The sequence below is a fragment of the Shimia sp. R9_3 genome, assembly GCF_017743755.1.
Taxonomy (GTDB): Bacteria; Pseudomonadota; Alphaproteobacteria; order Rhodobacterales; family Rhodobacteraceae; genus Shimia.
The window spans coordinates 174,078-192,993 of the sequence record NZ_JAGHRP010000006.1; the positions used below are offsets into that span (position 1 = coordinate 174,078).

Consider the following 18,916-nt stretch of genomic DNA (forward strand, 5'->3'; position numbering starts at 1 on the left):
ACATGCGGGGCAGCGATCTCATTCTATCGTCAGGATCGTCGTTGACTGATCAAGGACTGCGCCGTCCCGCTTTAGCAGAACCTCACCTGTGTAGGTGCCTTTGGGCCAGCCGCCCTGCGGTGTGCGGCGCCCGCCAGCGCGGAAATACTGTGCCTGCGCGCGGTCCAGCAGCATGGTCTGCGTGTAGACAGCGCCTTGCGGGCCATTGATCGTAAAGGACATCTGATCGCCCGGACGGCTGCCATAAGCGTGCCCAAACAGCACCAGCGCCTTGGCCTGCGCAGGGATGCGCTCGCGCCCGGCCATGCCGTCTTTGACCCGGTCATATTCCGGAATGCCAACCTCAAATCCGATGCGGATCAAACCGCCCGCCACATAGGAAATAGGCTCTGCCCAAAGAGAGCTGTGTGCGCCGCCGCAGGTGCCGAGGGTGTCGGCGGAGAAGGGATCAACCACCTGATCATTGTGGCGCACAGAGATGTGCAGATGCGGAAACTGCGTGCGTCCGGAGAGGCCGATCTCGCCCAGGGGCTGGCCGCGTTTGACCTGATCTCCGGTCGCGACGCGGACGGTGTTGCGCTTCATATGGCAATATTGGGTGACCCAGCCGTCGCCGTGGTCAATCGCGACCCCATTGCCGCAGTCACGCCCGTTGAGTTTGGGAATGTCTTCTGTACGGATGATTTGATCACGCATGCCGTCGCGCACGCCCAGAACAACGCCGCCCGCAGCAGCAAGCACATTGACCCCCTCAGTCATGGCCTTGGAGGTGGGGAGGGCAAAATCCGTGCCTTTGTGCCCGTCATAAGACAGCCCGCCGCAGGTGTGATCCTGTGTGCCGTCAGAACTGTCCTGATCGACATAGTTCTGAATGAAGCAGGTTTCGCCCAGCTCACAGTCGACAGGCAGCGAAAACAATGGCGCGCCCGCAGCGGGGAAAGCTGCGAGCGCGCCAAGAAGTGCGAAGCCTGTGAGGCGCATCAGTCCGCCGTCAGCAGCGGCGGCTGTTTGTCGCCAGTGATGCGCGGCTTGTCCGGGCCGGACAGATCGAGCACCAGCTCGCCGTCTCTGACCTTGACCTTGACCACGCCGCCTTTGGCAAGCTTGCCAAAGAGCAGCTCTTCGGCGAGCGGCTTCTTGATGTGCTCCTGGATCACACGGCCAAGCGGGCGGGCGCCCATCTTGTCGTCATAACCCTTATCCGCCAGCCACTGCGCGGCCTTTGGTGTGAGCTCGATGGTCACGTTGCGGTCCATCAGCTGGGCCTCAAGCTGCAGCACGAATTTCTCGACAACCTGCAGGATGGTCTCTTTCGGCAGCGGCTGGAAGGAGATCACCGCGTCCAGACGGTTGCGGAATTCCGGTGTGAACGTGCGCTCGATCGCGGCGGTGTCTTCGCCCTCACGACGGTCGCGGCCAAAGCCGATGGCGGCCTTCGCCTGCTCGGTGGCCCCCGCGTTGGAGGTCATGATCAGAACCACATTGCGGAAGCTCACGGTGCGGCCGTTGTGATCGGTCAGCTCGCCGTTGTCCATCACCTGCAAGAGGATGTTGTAGACATCGGGGTGGGCCTTCTCGATCTCATCGAGCAGCAGCACGCAATGCGGGTGCTGATCCACGCCATCGGTCAGAAGACCGCCCTGATCAAAGCCGACATAGCCCGGAGGCGCGCCGATCAGGCGGGAGACCGCGTGTTTCTCCATGTACTCAGACATATCAAAGCGCAGAAGTTCCACACCCAGCGTGTCGGCCAGCTGTTTGGCGACCTCGGTTTTACCCACACCGGTTGGACCGGCGAAGAGGTAGTTGCCGATGGGCTTTTCAGGCTCGCGCAGACCGGCGCGGGCCAGTTTGATGGCAGAGCTGAGCGCCTCGATGGCTTTGTCCTGACCAAACACCACGCGCTTGAGGGATTTTTCCAGATCCTTGAGCACTTCGGCGTCGTCTTTGGAGACGTTTTTCGGGGGGATGCGCGCGATTTTGGCGACCACGCCCTCGATCTCTTTCACGCCGATGGTCTTGCGGCGTTTGGAGGCGGCCAGCAGGTGCTGCGCGGCACCGGCCTCGTCGATCACGTCGATGGCTTTGTCCGGCAGTTTACGGTCATTGATGTAGCGCGCAGAAAGTTCCACAGCGGTTTTGATCGCATCGGCGGTGTATTTCACGCCGTGATGCTCCTCAAAATACTCTTTGAGGCCTTTGAGGATCTTGATGCTGTCGGGCACGGTTGGCTCGTTCACGTCGATTTTCTGGAAACGACGGGACAGGGCGCGGTCTTTCTCAAAGTGCTGGCGGAACTCTTTATAGGTGGTGGAACCCATGGTGCGCAGTTTTCCGCCCTGAAGCGCAGGCTTCAGCAGGTTGGAGGCATCCATTGCGCCGCCGGAGGTGGCACCAGCACCGATCACGGTGTGGATTTCGTCGATGAAAAGAACGGCGTCGGGGTGGTCCTCAAGCTCGGTCACCACAGCCTTGAGACGTTCCTCAAAGTCACCGCGGTAGCGGGTGCCGGCGAGAAGTGCGCCCATATCAAGGGAGTAGATCGTGGTCTGAGAGAGAACCTCGGGGATTTCGCCCTGCACGATTTTGCGCGCGAGACCTTCGGCGATGGCGGTTTTACCGACGCCCGGGTCGCCCACCAGAAGCGGGTTGTTCTTGCGGCGGCGGCACAGCACCTGAATGCAGCGCTCGACCTCATGATCGCGACCGATCAGAGGATCAACGTCGCCTTTGTTCGCTTTGGCGTTCAGGTCGACGCAGTATTTGGCCAGCGCGCTTTCTTTGCCTTCGCCGCCCTCTGCGGTGCCTTCGATGCGCTGTTCGCTCTCATCTTCGGCACCGGAAACCGGACGCGCCTCGCCAAAGGCGGGGTTTTTGGCCACGCCGTGGGCGATGAAGTTGACCGCGTCATAGCGGGTCATGTCCTGTTCCTGCAGGAAATAAGCGGCGTTGGATTCACGCTCCGCAAAGATCGCCACCAGCACATTGGCACCGGTGACTTCGGTGCGGCCTGAGCTTTGGACATGGATCGCGGCGCGCTGGATAACGCGTTGGAATGCGGCGGTCGGGACCGCCTCGCTGCCTTCGATGTCGGTGACCAGATTGGACAGGTCATCGTCAATGAATTCGATCAGGTCGCTGCGCAATTCGTCGATGTTCACGCCGCAGGCCTGCATCACGCGCAGGGCATCGGGCTCTTCCAGCAACGACAGGAGCAAATGCTCCAGCGTGGCAAACTCATGTTTGCGCTGGTTGGCCTGTGCAAGTGCGGCATGAATGGCTTGTTCGAGCGTGTTTGAAAATGACGGCACGGTGTGACTGCTCCCTCCGAGGTTAGATGAAGGCGGAACCTCCGCGTATCATCATAGGGTCTGTACTGTTAAAGTTTGGTCGATTGTCGGCGGTCTTCAAGGACTTTCTGTAAAATTTGACACAGATTGTCGCAGGATGCAGCCTAAGGTTGGGTCACTCTGTCGTGAAACGCTGAAGGAATGGGCTGCAAAACAGCCAGTAAAGGCTGGATTTGAGGCGGCGCCATGCCTTTGCGCGGCACCGACCTGCATGATTTGGCAAAGCCGATCAAAAATGATCTTTGCGTTTGCGAATTTCGGTGAATACCTCTTCAGCCGTGGCATCCGGTATGCCGATGGCGGCCTGAAGGGCCGGATCGTCTCCGCGCAGGAAGGGATTCGTGGCCTTTTCTTGCCCGAGACTGGAGGGCACGGTGAATTTCCCTTCAGCGCGCAAGGCATCCACCTCAAGGATACGCGCAGTCAGAGCCGGATTGTCTTCGCCCAGAGAGGCGGCAAAGGCGCAGTTGGAGGCGGTGTATTCGTGACCGGAGCAGACGGTTGTGGTGTCTGGAAGGGCGGCGAGCTTGCTGAGGCTCTTAAACATCTGCGCCGGTGTGCCCTCAAAAAGACGGCCGCAGCCCATGGCCATCAGGCTGTCGCCGGTGAAGACGGCCTGTGTGTCGGGGAAATGAAAGGCGATGTGGCCCACGGTGTGGCCGGACACATCAATCACCGCGACCTCTTCGCCCGCAAAGTCAAAGCTGTCGCCCTCTGCCAGTGCGAGATCCAGCGCGGGCAGACGGTGGGCATCGGCGCTGGCACCAATCACCTTAGCGGGGTGTTCTGAAAGAATACCGTCGAGACCGTCGATATGATCCCAATGGTGATGGGTCAAAAGCACATGGCTGAGCTGCCAGTTGCGCTCGGAAAGGGCTGCGAGAATCGGGCCGGGCTCGGGTGCATCGACCAGTGCAGTGGCTCCGCTGGCCTCATCATGCACCAGAAAGGCGTAGTTGTCTGACAGGCAGGGAATGGTCACGATCTGATGGGGCATGGAAATCCGCCTCTTCATGGTTATGTTAGCACTAGATTTGCCGATCAGAGAGCCAGGCGCAATGCATCTTGATGTGCAGGACCTACGCAATTTCTATTACCGCAGCACTTTGGGGCGTGCGGCCCAGAAGGCTGTGCGTGACGAATTGCTGGAGCTTTGGCCCGAGGCCAAGGGACAAACGGTCGTCGGGTTTGGCTTTGCGGTGCCGCTGTTGCGGCCCTATCTGGGGGAGGCGCGGCGCGTTGTTGGCCTGATGCCGGGGCCGCAGGGGGTGATGCCCTGGCCTGCGGGGATGGCGAACGTTGCGACGCTCTGTGAAGAGACGCTTTGGCCGATTGCGACCGGACATGCGGACAAGCTGGTGATCATGCACGGGCTTGAAACCAGCGAGCGGCCCGGAGATGTGCTGGCAGAGGCCAGTCGGGTGCTGGGGCCAGGCGGGCGCGCGGTGTTCATTGTGCCGCACCGTTCCGGCATGTGGTCGCGCAGCGATAAGACGCCTTTTGGCTTTGGCCGTCCTTATTCTACGGCGCAGCTGGAAGGCTTGCTGAAGCAGCACGGATTTATGCCGGAGCGGCACCGCGCGACGCTTTATCAGCCGCCGAGTCACAAACGTTTCTGGCGCAAGACCGGCAACCTACTGGAGAGCTTTGGTAAGACGGTGTCGCCGGTGATGGCGGGGGGCGTGCTGATTGTGGAGGCCAGCAAACGGGTGCAGGCGCCAAGCGGGCCAGGGGTGCGCACACGGGTCACGCGGCAACTGGGCGTTCTGGCACCCAGCCCGGACGTGGCACCAGCTTAGAGTCTGTTGACATTCACCGCGCACCCCCGGTTTGAGACCAAAATCCACCAGCGCAAGGCGTTTTGGTGATGTAAAGGTGGCCCCTTTTCGAACCAAAATAACGCGGCGATGGCCGATTTCGGCCAAATCTCACGCCGGAGCGCGCGCTGAATGTCAACAGACCCTAGGCCACGTTGCGCAGGATGGTGATGCGCGGATCGTCATCTGCGATGCCGACACCGCTTTCAAAGTCTTCCTCAAGCAGTTTGAGCACCGCCACATCGCCCACGTAGATTTCGGAATAGGCCACTTCAAAGCCGTTGCCGTAGGTGTGGTTGACGATGTCGACCTCGCCTTGAAGCTCGGGCGGGATGTTGATTGTCAGATGATTGCCCGTGAGGGTGCGCAGAACTGCGGGACCCTGATCAAAGGCATCGGGCATCACATTGAGCACCAGCGTGTCTTCGCCCGCGTTGCCATCCACATAGTGGCCAAGGCCAAAGGTGATGTGGTCATCACCATCTCCGCCAAAGAGTGCGGTGTCGTTGTTTTTCACCAGATCAGCGGTGATCACATCGTCGCCTTCACCGCCAAAGAGATGCACTGGTCCGTCGCTGGCTTCAATCACGGTGATTGTGTCATCGCCTTCACCACCATGCGCGAGGTGGCTGCCGCCCACCAGCGTCAGCGTATCGTTGCCTTCTTTCAGCGCGATCAGGCTGTTTTCCTCTGCGGTCAGCGTGTCATCGGAGGCGGTGCCGGTCAGATGGTTGAGGGCAAACATGCGATGGGCGCTGGCCCCATTGGTCTCGTCTTTGAAGTAGCCGCTGTCAGGGTCAAAGACGCTGGTGAGCTCCACATCCTCTGCGGAGAAATCGGTGACGCCTTCAAGCCGTACGGTGCGGGTTTCGACATTGTCGGGGTTCAGCGGGTTTTGCCAGCTGATGTGCACATCCGTAAAGGCACCATCCGGATCTGTGGTGGTCGTGATTTCCGGCGTCGGGATCTGCGCAAGGTCGGGCATATTGGCGCTGGCGCCGATGTCGACCAGAAGCATGTCCTCTTCGGTGTCAAAATCGGTGATCCGCGCCACGATGAGGTCTTTGCCATCCTCGCCATCGCGAATGGCCGTGGCCGCGTCCACATCCAATGCGTAGACATCGGCACCGGCACCGCCGGTCAGCACATGGGCAAGCGTGTCCTCGGGGAAGCCGGACAGGGGCCGCATCAGGAAGGTGTCGTCGCCATCGCCGCCATCGGCGTGGGCTGCATCGCCCTCTGCCGACTGGGAGGCCTTCAGAAAGAAGGTGTCATCCCCGTCGCCGCCATAGCCGCGGGCGGCCTGAGAGATGTGCATATAGTCTTCGCCGTCCCCGCCAAAGCCCTGCACGGAGCCGCCGATCTTGAAGGCGTCGTTGCCGTCTTCGCCGTGAACTTCGCCTGAGCCCCAGGAGATCAATGTATCCTCGCCATCGCCCGCCATAATGTTGTCGCTGCCGCGTGCAATAAGGCTGTCGCCCTCATCGGTACCCATGATCGCGTCTTCTAAAGCTGGGGCGGCTGCATCAGGCTCAGTGGGGGTGTCACCGGAGCTGTCGGGAGTTTCTTCAATCAGGTTGGAGGAGGTGTCCTCATCGGGCTGATCACCCTTTTCCGGCGGAGTGGTCCCATCTTGGTCGTCGTTTGAGGACCCCATCACATCCACAACGGCGGTTGCTGCGCCGATGCCCAGCAGAGAGAGAATTACAAGCGGCCCCATGACTACCTCAGAAATTTAGAATCGGACTCCGTCCGCCGAGGAAGTATTGAGCGCGTAGTAGATTGAAATTTCGTTGATACATGCCGTGGGTGACCGAAACCGGATAAGGCTAGGCGTGCCGAATTGTCGCACTATGTGACGCAACGCTACGAATGGTTTGGGTCAATATTTGGGAAACTCACGGGTTTCGCCTAAAAAACAGGTTCATAGGATATGTTTAGAGCCGCTTGCGCCAACGCCTTGACAGCGAATAGTTCGATGGCTGTGGAGGCCATTTTCCAGACCTTCCTATTGCCGTGCAAACTTGTTGCTAGGCGAGCGTCCCTCTGCTACACCCGCGACGGATTTTAACGCCTCGTTAGTCCCGGGGCCATAAACGCCCTCGTTTTTTGCATACAATTGTATGCGAGAGGTGAGGCCAGCAAGCGGAAGGGTGGACGTGTCCGAACCAGCTTCGATCTCCTCCGGCATTGCAGAACGCTATGCCGCCGCGGTCTTTGAGATCGCACAAGAGAACAATGCGCTGAGCGAATTGGAAAGCAGCCTCGAAGGCCTGAGCGCGGCAGTCGCCGACAGCGCAGAGCTGCGTGATCTGATCAATTCGCCTTTGATCAGCCGCGATGAACAAGGTGCAGCCATCACGGCCGTTGCCCAAAAAATCGGTGTACAAGATGTACTGGTGAACGTGCTGGGCCTGATGGCGCAGAAACGTCGCCTGTTTGTGCTGCCGCAGCTTATTGAGCATCTGCAAGCGATGCTTGCGGAGCACAAAGGCGAAGTGACTGCAGAGGTCACCAGCGCCAAGGCATTGACCAAAACCCAGAGCGAAAAGCTGGCCAAGACCCTGGCCGCGCGCGTGGGCAAAGATGTCAAGATTAATGCGACCGTTGACGCGTCTCTCGTCGGCGGTCTTGTCGTTAAAGTGGGCTCGAAGATGATCGATACCTCGATCCGCTCCAAGCTCGCATCCCTACAGAATGCAATGAAAGAGGTCGGATAATGGGTATCCAAGCAGCCGAAATCTCTGCGATCCTTAAGGAGCAGATCAAAAACTTTGGCCAAGAGGCCGAAGTGGCCGAAGTCGGCCGTGTGCTTTCCGTCGGCGACGGTATTGCGCGCGTCTACGGCCTGGACAACGTTCAAGCCGGTGAGATGGTTGAATTCCCAGGTGGTATTCAGGGCATGGCGCTGAACCTGGAAAACGACAACGTGGGTGTCGTTATCTTCGGTTCTGACCGTGACATCAAAGAAGGTGACACTGTTAAGCGCACCAACTCCATCGTGGACGTTCCAACCGGCAAAGGCCTGCTGGGCCGCGTTGTTGACGGTCTGGGCAACCCGCTGGACGGCAAAGGTCCGATCGACTCTGACACACGTGGTGTTGCAGACGTTAAAGCGCCAGGCATCATCCCGCGTAAATCCGTTCACGAACCAATGGCGACCGGCCTGAAGTCCGTTGACGCGATGATCCCAATCGGCCGTGGCCAGCGTGAGCTGATCATTGGTGACCGTCAGACCGGTAAAACTGCCGTTGCTCTGGACGCGATCCTGAACCAGAAGTCTTACAACGACGCCGCAGGCGACGATGAGAGCAAGAAGCTGTACTGCGTATACGTCGCGGTTGGCCAGAAGCGCTCCACTGTTGCTCAGCTGGTGAAGAAGCTGGAAGAAACCGGCGCGATTGAATACTCCATCGTTGTGGCCGCAACCGCGTCCGACCCAGCACCGATGCAGTTCCTGGCACCTTATGCCGCGACCGCGATGGCCGAGTACTTCCGTGACAACGGCAAGCACGCGCTGATCATCTATGATGACCTGTCCAAGCAGGCTGTGGCCTATCGTCAGATGTCCCTGCTGCTGCGTCGTCCGCCCGGCCGTGAAGCCTATCCTGGTGACGTTTTCTACCTCCACTCCCGTCTGCTTGAGCGTTCCGCGAAGCTGAACGAAGACTTCGGTGCAGGCTCGCTGACCGCGCTGCCGATCATCGAAACCCAAGGTGGCGACGTTTCCGCGTTTATTCCGACCAACGTGATCTCCATCACCGACGGTCAGATCTTCCTTGAAACCGAGCTGTTCTACCAGGGTATCCGTCCTGCTGTGAACACCGGTCTGTCGGTTTCCCGTGTGGGTTCCTCCGCGCAGACTTCCGCGATGTCTTCCGTTGCGGGTCCGGTGAAACTGTCCCTCGCGCAGTATCGTGAGATGGCAGCCTTCGCTCAGTTTGGTTCCGACCTTGACGCCGCAACCCAGCAGCTGCTGAACCGTGGTGCACGTCTGACCGAGCTGATGAAGCAGCCTCAGTACTCCCCGCTGACCAACGCAGAAATCGTCTGCGTGATCTTCGCGGGTGTGAACGGCTACCTCGACAAAGTGGACGTATCCGAAGTTGGCCGCTTTGAAGAAGCTCTGCTGACCTTCCTGCGCAGCAAGCACGCCGACCTGCTTCAGTGGATCACCGACGAAGATCCGAAGATCAAAGGCGAGGCCGCTGACAAAGTGAAAGCCGTTCTGGACGCGTTCGCCGCTGACTTTTCATAAGGGGTTCGGACAATGCCTAGTCTGAAGGACCTAAAAAACCGGATCGAGAGTGTGAAAAACACTCGGAAGATCACAAAAGCCATGCAGATGGTTGCCGCGGCGAAGCTTCGCCGCGCGCAGGAAGCTGCTGAGCAGTCGCGCCCCTACACAGAACGGTTCAACGCCGTTCTGGCCGGGCTCGCGGCCTCGGTTGGCGGCTCTGACTCTGCACCTAAGCTGCTTGCAGGGACCGGCAGCGATCAGACCCACCTTCTGGTGGTGATGACCGCTGAACGCGGCCTCTGCGGTGGCTTCAACGCAAACATTGCTAAGTTGGCGCGTGCGAAAGCTGCGGAACTGAAAGCTGAAGGCAAAACCGTCAAGGTTCTGACCGTCGGCAAGAAGGGCCGTGACGCGATCAAACGCGAATTGGGTGATGACTTTGTAGGCCACGTTGACCTCACCGAGGTGAAACGCGTGGGTTACGACGACGCTCAGGGCATTGCCCGTGACATTCTCGTGCGCTTTGACGCGGGCGAATTTGATGTCGCAACGATCTTCTACTCGAAGTTCGTGAACGTCGTGAGCCAGATCCCGACCGCACAGCAGATCATCCCGGCCGCATTTGAGGCTGAGGAAGGTGGCGAAGCAACTCTGTATGACTACGAGCCCAGCGAAGAGGCCATTCTGGCTGACCTGCTGCCGCGCGGCGTGGCCACGCAGATTTTCTCTGCACTGCTGGAAAACGGTGCCTCTGAGCAGGGTGCGCGGATGTCTGCAATGGACAACGCAACCCGCAACGCAGGCGACATGATCGACAAGCTGACCATCGAGTTTAACCGCTCACGTCAGGCTGTTATCACCAACGAGCTTATTGAAATCATCTCGGGCGCGGAAGCGCTCTAAGAACCGGAGACGAAACATGGCAAACGCAAAAGGTAAGGTGACTCAGGTCATCGGCGCTGTTGTCGACGTGCAGTTCGACGACACTCTGCCGGAGATCCTGAACGCACTGACCACCGAAAACAACGGTAAGAAACTGGTTCTGGAAGTTGCCCAGCACCTTGGTGAAAACACCGTTCGTACCATCGCAATGGACGCAACCGAAGGTCTGGTTCGCGGCGCAGCAGTGGAAGACACTGGCGCTCCGATCTCGATCCCGGTTGGCAACGCGACCCTCGGTCGTATTCTGAACGTGATCGGTGAGCCGGTTGACGAAGGCGGCCCAGTGGAAGCGAAAGAAACTCGCGCCATCCACCAGCCAGCACCTGAGTTCGCTGAGCAGGCAACCGAGTCCGAAATCCTTGTCACCGGCATCAAGGTGATCGACCTTCTCGCACCTTACTCTAAAGGTGGTAAGATCGGTCTGTTCGGCGGCGCCGGCGTGGGCAAAACCGTTCTGATCATGGAACTGATCAACAACATCGCAAAAGTGCACTCCGGTTACTCGGTGTTCGCGGGTGTTGGTGAACGTACCCGTGAAGGCAACGACCTCTATCACGAGATGATCGAATCCAACGTGATTAAGCCAGACAACCTCGAAGACTCTCAGGTTGCTTTGGTTTACGGCCAGATGAACGAGCCTCCCGGTGCGCGTGCCCGTGTTGCGCTGACCGGTCTGACCCTGGCGGAACAGTTCCGTGACCAATCCGGTACCGACGTTCTGTTCTTCGTGGACAACATCTTCCGCTTTACCCAAGCGGGTTCGGAGGTGTCCGCGCTTCTGGGCCGTATTCCTTCTGCTGTGGGCTACCAGCCAACACTGGCCACCGACATGGGTGCGATGCAGGAACGTATTACCTCTACAAAGTCCGGCTCGATCACCTCGATCCAGGCTGTGTATGTTCCAGCGGACGACCTTACCGACCCGGCACCAGCGACAACCTTTGCTCACTTGGACGCGACAACCGTTCTGTCCCGTGCGATTTCCGAACTGGGTATCTACCCAGCTGTGGACCCGCTGGACTCCAGCTCGCGCCTGATGGACCCATCTGTTGTGGGTGAAGAGCACTACAACGTGGCCTTTGAGGTTCAGGGTATTCTCCAGCGTTACAAGTCGCTGCAGGACATCATCGCGATCCTCGGCATGGACGAACTGTCTGAAGAAGATAAGCTGACCGTTGCGCGTGCGCGTAAGATCCAGCGTTTCCTCTCCCAGCCGTTCGACGTTGCGAAGGTCTTCACCGGTTCTGACGGTGTTCAGGTGCCTCTGGAAGACACCATTGCTTCGTTCAAAGCTGTTGTGGCTGGCGAATACGACCACCTGCCTGAAGGCGCCTTCTACATGGTTGGCGGCATCGAGGAAGTGATCGCAAAAGCCGAGAAGATGGCTGCTGAAGCGGCCTAAGGAGGCCCGACATGGCAAACGAACTGCAATTTGATCTGGTCAGCCCTGAGCGGAGCCTTGCTTCGCTCCAGGCGACCGCCGTGCAGATCCCTGGCGCTGATGGTGACCTTACCGCAATGCCAGGCCATGCGCCTTTGCTGACCTCGCTGCGCCCAGGCGTGGTGCGGGTTCAGACGGCGGATGGTGAGAAGGATTTTGTGGTGACCCGCGGTTTCGCGGAAATCTCTGCAGAGTCGATCTCGGTGATCGCGGAACACGCACATAGCGGTGACACCGTGACCAAGGCAGATCTTGAGGACGTCATCGCAGACGCCCGCAAGGCAGCCGCCGAAGCCGGTGAAGAGCACAAGGACGGGGCGGAGAAATTCCTCTCCGATCTGGAACAGCTCATGGAAGATATGGTCTGATCCCAACCGGGACATGATCAACATGAGGCCTCGCCACCACGGCGGGGCCTTTTGCGTTTTCGTAACCATATTTTGGCTTGATGCTGCCTTTATTGACTTGCACACAGATGGCGATGAAACGGATACGAAATAGCTATGTCGGGGTGGATCAGGGGGATGTGGCCCTCTTCTCCGACTTTGAAGAAAATGGACAGATGTGGACCGGGGATGGGCCACGGGAGCGGCGCAAACTGGTCAAGTTTCGCTCTACGTATCGCATGCCGCCGGCGGTGCATGTGTCTTTGTCGCTGTGGGATATGGACAGCGGCCCGAATATCCGTTCCGAAGTTGCGGCTGAAGAAATCACCAATCTCGGGTTTCAGCTCGTATTCCGCACCTGGGGCGACAGCCGCGTGGCACGTGTGCGCATGTCCTGGATGGCAATCGGAGAGCTGGCTTATGCGGATGACTGGGTGATTGCGGATTGAAGCCTGCGGTGGGGGGCTGAGGCGCCGCTGGGGGGGAGCCAATAGCTATGGGCGCTGTTGGTCTACTGGTATCAGCTTAAGTGCAAGAGAAAGTGGAGATCATATTGCTATGACCTCCACCAATCATTTTACGCGTTGAAGAATTCTGCCACGGCATCGGTGGAGGCTTTGACGGCCTCTGGCTTGTGGTAGAAATCCACGTGTGTGAACTCGTCAAAGGCCAGCTCTTTGTGGTCGTTGGTCAGCTTCTCGACAAAGGCGGTTGAGCAAATCGCAGTTGCGGCGTTTGTGCCATAGATTGTCAGCGATGGTTGCACGATCTTGTCGGCATATGCTTCACAGATCGAGAACAAGGACTGCATGGGCTGATCACCGATGTGCATATTGGTGTAATTCGGTACGGCAATCGGCCCTTTGGCGCCGTCGCGACCGTAGTAGTCGTAAGTTTCGCCAGCCATCTCCGGATAAGCAGCTGCAGAGGTGAACTCTTCACGGGACATCTCGTCGTTCAGACCAAAGGGTGCAACATAGTCTGGCGCGCCAGTTTCATATTGCGTCTGCATCGAGGCGTTGGCGGCGGCGATCATCTGATTGGCCATATTCCGGTCTGTCCACTGAAATGCGTCTGAGGCCATCATGCCTGATACCATAGCGATCTTCTTAATGCGGTGGTCTGTGACCGCTGCTGAGGCGATCGTCTGACCGCCCTGACACACGCCAAGACCGTAGATTTCTTCGACGAAGGGCAGGGTGCCGAGATAGGACACCGCATCCCATGTGTTCTCGATCAGGCGGAAATTGTAGCGTGATTGCATATGTTCGCCGGGAAGCGCTGGAGAGGAGCCCATGCCCATGTAGTCAAAACCAAGGTAGATAAAGCCGCGCGCGGCCATTTCGGGACCGTAGGTCGCGGGGATCTGGTCCTTGACCTGCGGGAAGGGGCTGGCACCGACAATGGCCTTGTACGTCTTTGCCGGGTCGAAGTCTTCGGGCAGATACAGATCGCCCACAAGATCGAGGCCGAAGGATTTGAAAGTGACGGGGTTTGTTCCGGGTTTGAAGGACATTTCAGAAGCTCCTGCGTTGATGGGAAGGGATGTCTGTTTCGCGCCTGCGCCCCAGCCCGCAAAGGACATCAGGGAGGCAAGCGAGGCGGTTTGGATGAGGTGGCGTCTTGAGAGGTTGGTCATTGTCATGGTCCACTGGTTTCCAGGATCGTGTTTCGCCTTGCTAAAGTAAATCGTTATGTTTACTTATGTGGGATGGGTGCTTATTGTAAACAGAAAATTTTACTTTTGGGGTCGAAAATCGTGAAACGCACTGAAAAGAAAAGAAAAGATATTATCGATGCGGCGATCGATGAGTTCCGCGAGCAGGGGTTTCTGGGGGCCAAGACCACCTCAATCGCAAAAAGAGCGCAGGTTTCGAGTCGCACGCTCTACAATCACTTCGAGAGCAAAGAGGCGCTGTTTGAAGCCATCTCGGCGATCATGTTGGAGCAAAACCAGAGCATGGAGCCGGTGGCCTACGACCCAAGCGGGGATTTTGTAGAGCAGTTAAAAGACGCTTTGTGGCGGTATATCGCGGTCATAACAGAAGAGACGGCCATTGGACTGAACCGCATGGTGCTGTCAGAGCTGATCCGCGATCTTGAGCGTTCCCGGAAATTCTTCACCGAGACGGAAACCCATGACTACCCGATGACGCGGTTGATTGGCGAGGCCATGGAGGCAGGCGTGCTGCGTAAGGCGGATCCGGTTTTTGCCACCAACCAGCTGTTGGCGCTCGTGAAGAATTTCTTCTTCTGGCCGGAATTTTTTCTCGGCGAGACACCGACGCCAAAGGATGCCTTGGATGATTGCGTCGCAATGTTTTTGGCGCACTACAAAGTGGACGGATGATAGGGGGTTGATACCTGCAGTGAGGCGCTGAGGCGTGTGGCTGGATTGACGCCAAATGTCCAATGCTGCGCATTCCGGGAATGTTTGCTAGATTGGGATGAAAGAGGTGATCTTTCATGGAAGCAAATAGGGCGCAGGCTGATTATTGGACGTCTCCCGCGGGCCTGAAATGGATTGAACACGAGCATGCTCTGGATACCGCGATGTCCGGCATGCTGGACATGATGTTCGATGTTGCCGAAATTGTTCCTACGGACCGTATCATCGACATTGGATGTGGAACCGGTGCCAGTACACTTGAAGCCGCTCGACGGGTTTCCGACGGCGCGGTGCTTGGGGTAGATATCTCTGACCCGCTTCTCAAACGCGCATCCAGAAGAGCAGAAGGGGAAGGTTTACAGAACGTTTCTTTCCTTTTGGCCGATGCTCAAACACATGATTTTTCTGACCAGTCTTTTGATATTTTGGTCTCACGATTGGGCATGAGCTTTTTCTCTGACACGGTGGTCGCGATGGAAAATTTGGCCAAGGCGCTGGATACACAAGGTAAAATGGTCTTCGTGAGCTGGGCGTCAGTAGCGGAAAACCCTTGGTTCGAGATACCCAAAAAAGCGGCAGAGGAAAGGCTTGGCCCTCAGCCTCAGGGGGATCCCCATGCTCCTGGTCCAACTGCATTTCAAGATTGCGATCGTGTCAGAGAACTGATTGTTCAGGCAGGTCTGTCCAATATTGAAGCGCGACCAATGGATATTGAACTGACACCTCCGGGCGGTGTCGCAGGCGCTGCCAGAGCGGCCAGTAAGGTAGGTCCTGCGGCTCGCATAGTGAAAGCTCATATGGGAACAGAAACGGATGAGGCGGCAATAGAAGGGGCTGTGAAGCTAGCCTTTGAGAAGTTCCAAGCAAGGGGTGAAGTCAGAATTCCGGCCGTGGTCAACTTGTTCAGTTGCACGCGATGAAATGAATTCCAACACGGTTGGTCAAGCGCTGACGCTTTATGTCCGTTGTGTCCGGATTTCCCAAAATCAAGCCAGTGCACTGCTATGCACAGAAAAATGCCCCGCTCAAAGAACGGGGCGTCTGTTTGTTTCTTGTTCCGTCACTTAGCGGATGCGCGCGCCGGTGTCGGGGTCAAACAGGTAGATGCGCTCGGCCGGGATTGTGAGGCCGACTTTTGCGCCTTCAGGGCTGCGTTCATCGCCACGTTCCTCAACAATCAGGCGGGTGTCGCCGATACCGCCCAGATAGCAGTAGGACACGCCGCCAAGCGCTTCGGTGAGCTCGATGGTAAGCTGGTCAGCGCTGTGATCCAGTTGCAGATGCTCCGGGCGAATGCCGAGCGTCACTTTGGTCTGGTTCTGCGGCAATGCAATGGGGGAGGGGATGGGCGCGGAGAAGGCCGGGTTTATCAGCGTGCCGTCCACCACATCACATTCCAGGAAGTTCATGGAGGGGGAGCCGATGAAACCCGCCACAAAGCGGTTGTCGGGATCGCGGTAGAGATCCAGCGGCGCGCCGACCTGTTCGATGCGGCCATCACGCAGCACCACGATCTTGTCGGCCATGGTCATGGCTTCGACCTGATCGTGGGTCACATAAATCATGGTGGCGCCGATTTCCTGATGCAGGCGGGCGATTTCCACGCGCATGTCGACACGCAGTTCCGCATCGAGGTTGGAGAGCGGTTCGTCAAACAAGAAGACTTCCGGCCCGCGCACAATGGCGCGGCCAATGGCAACGCGCTGGCGCTGACCACCGGAGAGCGCTTTGGGTTTGCGCTTGAGGTATTGATCCAGTTTGAGGATCGAGGAGGCCTTTTGCACCTTCTCCTCAATCTCGGTCTTGGGCACGCCGTTCATGCGCAGGCCAAAGCCCATGTTTTCGGCCACGGTCATATGCGGGTAGAGCGCGTAGGTCTGGAACACCATGGCGACGCCGCGCTTGGCCGGATCCATGTGGGTGACATCACGCGACCCGATGTTGATGGTGCCGCCGGTGGTCTCCTCCAGACCGGCGATCATGCGCAGCAGGGTGGACTTGCCGCAGCCTGACGGGCCGACAAACACACAGAATTCGCCATCTTCGATTTGCAGATCCACGCCGTGGATCACCTGCGTTTCGCCGTATTTCTTGATGGCCCCTTGCAGAGTTACGCCTGTCATGTGGTCGCTACCTTTTGTTGTCTGGTTTCGGGGAAACGCCATGCCTGGGCTTCCCGGCCAATTTGAGCGGCGGTTTCCATCACGCGCGGCGCCCAGGTTTCAAGTTGATCAAGTGAGGTTCGGCTGGTCGGGCCGGTCACGGACAAAGCGCCCAGCATGCGGCCGTTGGGTGTGAGAACCGGCGCTGCGATACAGACGATGCCGGGTTCATGTTCTTCCCGGTCAAAGCCGTAGCCGCGCGCCCGAATGTTTGCGAGTTCGGCGCGCAAGTCCTCCCCTGTCACCAAGGTGGTGGGGGTGAAGCGGTGAAAGCTCTGTTGTGCAATCGCAGAAGCCAAAGTGGCTTCGTCCAGAAAGGCCATCATCGCTTTGCCAACGCCGGTGCAGTAGGCGGGGCCAACCTTGCCAGCTTGCGAGTACATCTCAACCGGGTCACGCGCGTTGCGTTTGTCCACATAAAGCACCTGCGAGGCGTCCAGCTGCGCGAGGTGTACGGTTTCACCGGTGGCTTGCGAGAGCGCATCCAGATGTGGGCGCGCGATGGGGGCAAGCGAGCTTTGTGTCCATGCGGCATGAGCCAGACGCACCAGGCGAATGCCCAGCGTGTAGGTTTGCCGTTCGCTGTCATAAGACAGCATGCCCTGATTGGTCAGGGTTTGCAGAAACCGATAGAGCGTCGCCTTCGGGAAGGCGCTTTGTTCCTGCAGCTCTCCAAAGCGCACAGGCCGCTCAAAGGCGGCCACTTGATCAAGCACATCCAGTGCTTTGCCGACTGTTCCGTCGCCTGCCATGACGCTTCTATGCTCCTCCGCTTTCCTGCGGATCCGCAGGAATCTGTTGACAACCTAGCTCGAACAGGGTGTAGTTTTCAATATGTAAAACGAGGTTTCAAATAATGAAACCAACACTTACATAATTTTGGAGCACAGGGAGGACACAATGCTTTCCAAAATGAAAACCACTGCAGCCGCGGCCGCGGTTGCTTCGGCGTTTGCTGTACCGGCTTCCGCGGAGCTGAGCGGCGATCTGACCATTTTCCTGGACACATCGAACCCAGCGCCGCGCGCGACAATGGAGGCTATGATTGCGCGTTTCGGTGAAAAGCACCCGGACCTGAACATCGAAACCACTGTGATCGATCGCGAAGCCTATAAGACCCAGATCCGCAACTTCCTGACCGCAAATGCGCCGGATGTTGCCACCTGGTATGCCGCCAACCGTATGCGCCCCTACGTAGAAGCGGGCCTGTTTGAAGATGTATCCGATCTTTATGCAGAGCCAGCCATCGCAGAAGGTCTGGCTTCCACCAAAGGCGCTCTGACCATTGACGACAAGCAGTGGGGTGTGGCCTACACCTACTATCAGTGGGGTGTTTACTACCGCAAAGATATCTTTGCCGAGCTGGGCCTGTCTGAGCCAACCACATGGGACGAAGAGAAAGCCAACTGCGCCAAGATCGTAGAGTCTGGCCGCGCCTGTTACACCATCGGCACAAAGTACCTGTGGACCGCTGGCGGTTGGTTTGACTACCTGAACATGCGCACCAACGGCTTTGATTTCCACATGGATCTGGCGGCTGGCAACGTGTCTTGGGAAGACGAGCGCGTGAAGCAGACTTTCATGAACTGGAAAGAGCTGATCGACATGGGCGGCTTTATTGCTGACCACCAGACCTACAGCTGGCAGGAAGCGCTGCCGTTCATGGTGAACGGTGAAGCGGCGGCCTATCTGATGGGCAACTTCGCTGTGGCGCCGCTGCGCGAGGCAGGTCTGTCTGATGACCAGCTGGATTTCTATCAGTTTGTGAAGATCAACCCGGACGTTGCACTCTCTGAAGATGCACCAACCGACACCTTCCACATCCCTGCAAACGCGAAGAACAAAGAAGCGGCACGTGAGTTCCTGCGCTTTGCCACCTCGCCAGAAGAGCAGACCATCATCAACAACGGCAAGAACCTGGGTCAGCTGCCTGTGAACGCAGCCTCCTCCGTGGATGATGACAAGTTCCTGCAGCAGGGCTTTGAGATGCTGTCCACCAATTCCACCGGTGGTGTGGCGCAGTTCTGGGACCGTGATGCTCCGGCAGAAATGGCCAAAGTCTCCATGGAAGGTTTCCAGGAGTTCATGGTGAAGCCAGATCAGCTGGATAAGATCCTGGCCAAGCTCGAGCGCGCACGCGGCCGTATCTACAAATAAAAACAAGGCGTTGGCTTGGCTATCTGGCCAAT

17 protein-coding genes are annotated in these 18,916 nt (G+C 57.9%); 10 read left to right on the plus strand and 7 right to left on the minus strand.

The features are described from left to right. Positions 1-18: 18 nt before the first annotated feature. The 3 genes from J7412_RS16135 to gloB all read right to left on the minus strand — a co-directional run bounded on the left by J7412_RS16135 (position 19) and on the right by gloB (position 4,347). Positions 19-981 carry a M23 family metallopeptidase gene (locus J7412_RS16135; protein WP_209079560.1) on the minus strand — a complete coding sequence of 321 codons (963 nt, stop codon included), beginning with the start codon at positions 979-981 and terminating at the stop codon, positions 19-21. Next, on the minus strand, positions 981-3,311 hold the full coding sequence (gene clpA / locus J7412_RS16140) for an ATP-dependent Clp protease ATP-binding subunit ClpA (protein WP_209064318.1): 2,331 nt from the start codon (positions 3,309-3,311) through the stop codon (positions 981-983). The genes J7412_RS16135 and clpA overlap by 1 nt, the downstream gene beginning before the upstream one ends. A 268-nt stretch (positions 3,312-3,579) precedes the next feature. Next, a complete protein-coding gene (gloB, locus tag J7412_RS16145; RefSeq protein WP_209079561.1) occupies positions 3,580-4,347 on the minus strand; it encodes a hydroxyacylglutathione hydrolase in 768 nt (255 codons plus the stop codon). A 61-nt stretch (positions 4,348-4,408) separates the two neighbouring features. On the opposite strand from gloB, the gene J7412_RS16150 reads away from it, so the two are divergent. After that, positions 4,409-5,149 (plus strand): class I SAM-dependent methyltransferase, encoded by a 741-nt coding sequence (locus tag J7412_RS16150; RefSeq protein ID WP_209079562.1) that lies wholly within the window; start codon positions 4,409-4,411, stop codon positions 5,147-5,149. A gap of 163 nt (positions 5,150-5,312) precedes the next feature. Here the strand turns inward: J7412_RS16150 and J7412_RS16155 are convergent, their stop codons facing one another. Beyond that, on the minus strand, positions 5,313-6,887 hold the full coding sequence (locus J7412_RS16155; RefSeq protein WP_209079563.1) for a hypothetical protein: 1,575 nt from the start codon (positions 6,885-6,887) through the stop codon (positions 5,313-5,315). A gap of 439 nt (positions 6,888-7,326) precedes the next feature. Between J7412_RS16155 and J7412_RS16160 the strand changes: the two genes are divergently transcribed. The 6 genes from J7412_RS16160 to J7412_RS16185 all read left to right on the plus strand — a co-directional run bounded on the left by J7412_RS16160 (position 7,327) and on the right by J7412_RS16185 (position 12,625). After that, positions 7,327-7,887, plus strand: coding sequence for a F0F1 ATP synthase subunit delta (locus J7412_RS16160; RefSeq protein ID WP_209079564.1), 561 nt, complete (start codon positions 7,327-7,329; stop codon positions 7,885-7,887). Next, a complete protein-coding gene (gene atpA, locus J7412_RS16165; protein ID WP_209064330.1) occupies positions 7,887-9,425 on the plus strand; it encodes a F0F1 ATP synthase subunit alpha in 1,539 nt (512 codons plus the stop codon). Before J7412_RS16160 ends, atpA begins: the two co-directional genes overlap by 1 nt. 12 nt (positions 9,426-9,437) lie before the next feature. Then, entirely contained in the window at positions 9,438-10,310 is an 873-nt protein-coding gene (locus J7412_RS16170) for a F0F1 ATP synthase subunit gamma (protein ID WP_209079565.1), read from the plus strand. Between the two features lie 16 nt (positions 10,311-10,326). After that, positions 10,327-11,751, plus strand: coding sequence for a F0F1 ATP synthase subunit beta (gene atpD / locus J7412_RS16175; protein ID WP_209079566.1), 1,425 nt, complete (start codon positions 10,327-10,329; stop codon positions 11,749-11,751). An 11-nt stretch (positions 11,752-11,762) separates the two neighbouring features. Next, complete coding sequence (locus tag J7412_RS16180) at positions 11,763-12,158, plus strand: F0F1 ATP synthase subunit epsilon (RefSeq protein WP_209064335.1); 396 nt, start codon at positions 11,763-11,765, stop codon at positions 12,156-12,158. Positions 12,159-12,271: 113 nt separating this feature from the next. After that, positions 12,272-12,625: an H-type lectin domain-containing protein gene (locus tag J7412_RS16185; RefSeq protein WP_209079567.1), complete on the plus strand. Its 354-nt coding sequence runs from the start codon at positions 12,272-12,274 to the stop codon at positions 12,623-12,625. A gap of 128 nt (positions 12,626-12,753) precedes the next feature. On the opposite strand, the gene J7412_RS16190 is transcribed toward J7412_RS16185, so the two are convergent. Continuing rightward, positions 12,754-13,821, minus strand: coding sequence for an alpha/beta hydrolase (locus J7412_RS16190; RefSeq protein ID WP_209079568.1), 1,068 nt, complete (start codon positions 13,819-13,821; stop codon positions 12,754-12,756). A 21-nt stretch (positions 13,822-13,842) separates the two neighbouring features. Between J7412_RS16190 and J7412_RS16195 the strand changes: the two genes are divergently transcribed. Further along, positions 13,843-14,526: a TetR/AcrR family transcriptional regulator gene (locus J7412_RS16195; protein ID WP_209079569.1), complete on the plus strand. Its 684-nt coding sequence runs from the start codon at positions 13,843-13,845 to the stop codon at positions 14,524-14,526. A gap of 116 nt (positions 14,527-14,642) precedes the next feature. Next, on the plus strand, positions 14,643-15,485 hold the full coding sequence (locus J7412_RS16200) for a class I SAM-dependent methyltransferase (protein ID WP_209079570.1): 843 nt from the start codon (positions 14,643-14,645) through the stop codon (positions 15,483-15,485). Positions 15,486-15,629: 144 nt separating this feature from the next. Here J7412_RS16200 and ugpC read toward each other — a convergent pair whose 3' ends face one another. Both ugpC and J7412_RS16210 read right to left on the minus strand, forming a co-directional pair. Further along, the gene (gene ugpC, locus J7412_RS16205; protein ID WP_209079571.1) at positions 15,630-16,688 is read right to left on the minus strand and encodes a sn-glycerol-3-phosphate ABC transporter ATP-binding protein UgpC; all 1,059 of its coding nucleotides are present in this window, start codon (positions 16,686-16,688) and stop codon (positions 15,630-15,632) included. Further along, complete coding sequence (locus J7412_RS16210) at positions 16,685-17,479, minus strand: IclR family transcriptional regulator (protein ID WP_209079572.1); 795 nt, start codon at positions 17,477-17,479, stop codon at positions 16,685-16,687. The genes ugpC and J7412_RS16210 overlap by 4 nt, the downstream gene beginning before the upstream one ends. A gap of 148 nt (positions 17,480-17,627) precedes the next feature. Here J7412_RS16210 and J7412_RS16215 point away from each other — a divergent pair, with 148 nt between their 5' ends. Beyond that, the gene (locus tag J7412_RS16215; RefSeq protein WP_209079573.1) at positions 17,628-18,884 is read left to right on the plus strand and encodes an ABC transporter substrate-binding protein; all 1,257 of its coding nucleotides are present in this window, start codon (positions 17,628-17,630) and stop codon (positions 18,882-18,884) included. The last annotated feature ends 32 nt before the right edge of the window (positions 18,885-18,916 follow it).

Excerpts from the sequence above, each read along its gene's own strand:
- J7412_RS16180 (WP_209064335.1), top strand. The coding sequence starts at position 11,763 with ATGGCAAACGAACTGCAATTTGATCTGGTCAGCCCTGAGCGGAGCCTT.
- J7412_RS16155 (WP_209079563.1), bottom strand. The coding sequence starts at position 6,887 with ATGGGGCCGCTTGTAATTCTCTCTCTGCTGGGCATCGGCGCAGCAACC.
- gloB (WP_209079561.1), bottom strand. The coding sequence starts at position 4,347 with ATGCCCCATCAGATCGTGACCATTCCCTGCCTGTCAGACAACTACGCC.
- J7412_RS16210 (WP_209079572.1), bottom strand. The coding sequence starts at position 17,479 with ATGGCAGGCGACGGAACAGTCGGCAAAGCACTGGATGTGCTTGATCAA.
- J7412_RS16170 (WP_209079565.1), top strand. The coding sequence starts at position 9,438 with ATGCCTAGTCTGAAGGACCTAAAAAACCGGATCGAGAGTGTGAAAAAC.
- ugpC (WP_209079571.1), bottom strand. The coding sequence starts at position 16,688 with ATGACAGGCGTAACTCTGCAAGGGGCCATCAAGAAATACGGCGAAACG.
- J7412_RS16135 (WP_209079560.1), bottom strand. The coding sequence starts at position 981 with ATGCGCCTCACAGGCTTCGCACTTCTTGGCGCGCTCGCAGCTTTCCCC.
- atpA (WP_209064330.1), top strand. The coding sequence starts at position 7,887 with ATGGGTATCCAAGCAGCCGAAATCTCTGCGATCCTTAAGGAGCAGATC.
- atpD (WP_209079566.1), top strand. The coding sequence starts at position 10,327 with ATGGCAAACGCAAAAGGTAAGGTGACTCAGGTCATCGGCGCTGTTGTC.
- J7412_RS16185 (WP_209079567.1), top strand. The coding sequence starts at position 12,272 with ATGAAACGGATACGAAATAGCTATGTCGGGGTGGATCAGGGGGATGTG.
- J7412_RS16215 (WP_209079573.1), top strand. The coding sequence starts at position 17,628 with ATGCTTTCCAAAATGAAAACCACTGCAGCCGCGGCCGCGGTTGCTTCG.
- J7412_RS16200 (WP_209079570.1), top strand. The coding sequence starts at position 14,643 with ATGGAAGCAAATAGGGCGCAGGCTGATTATTGGACGTCTCCCGCGGGC.
- J7412_RS16150 (WP_209079562.1), top strand. The coding sequence starts at position 4,409 with ATGCATCTTGATGTGCAGGACCTACGCAATTTCTATTACCGCAGCACT.
- J7412_RS16190 (WP_209079568.1), bottom strand. The coding sequence starts at position 13,821 with ATGACAATGACCAACCTCTCAAGACGCCACCTCATCCAAACCGCCTCG.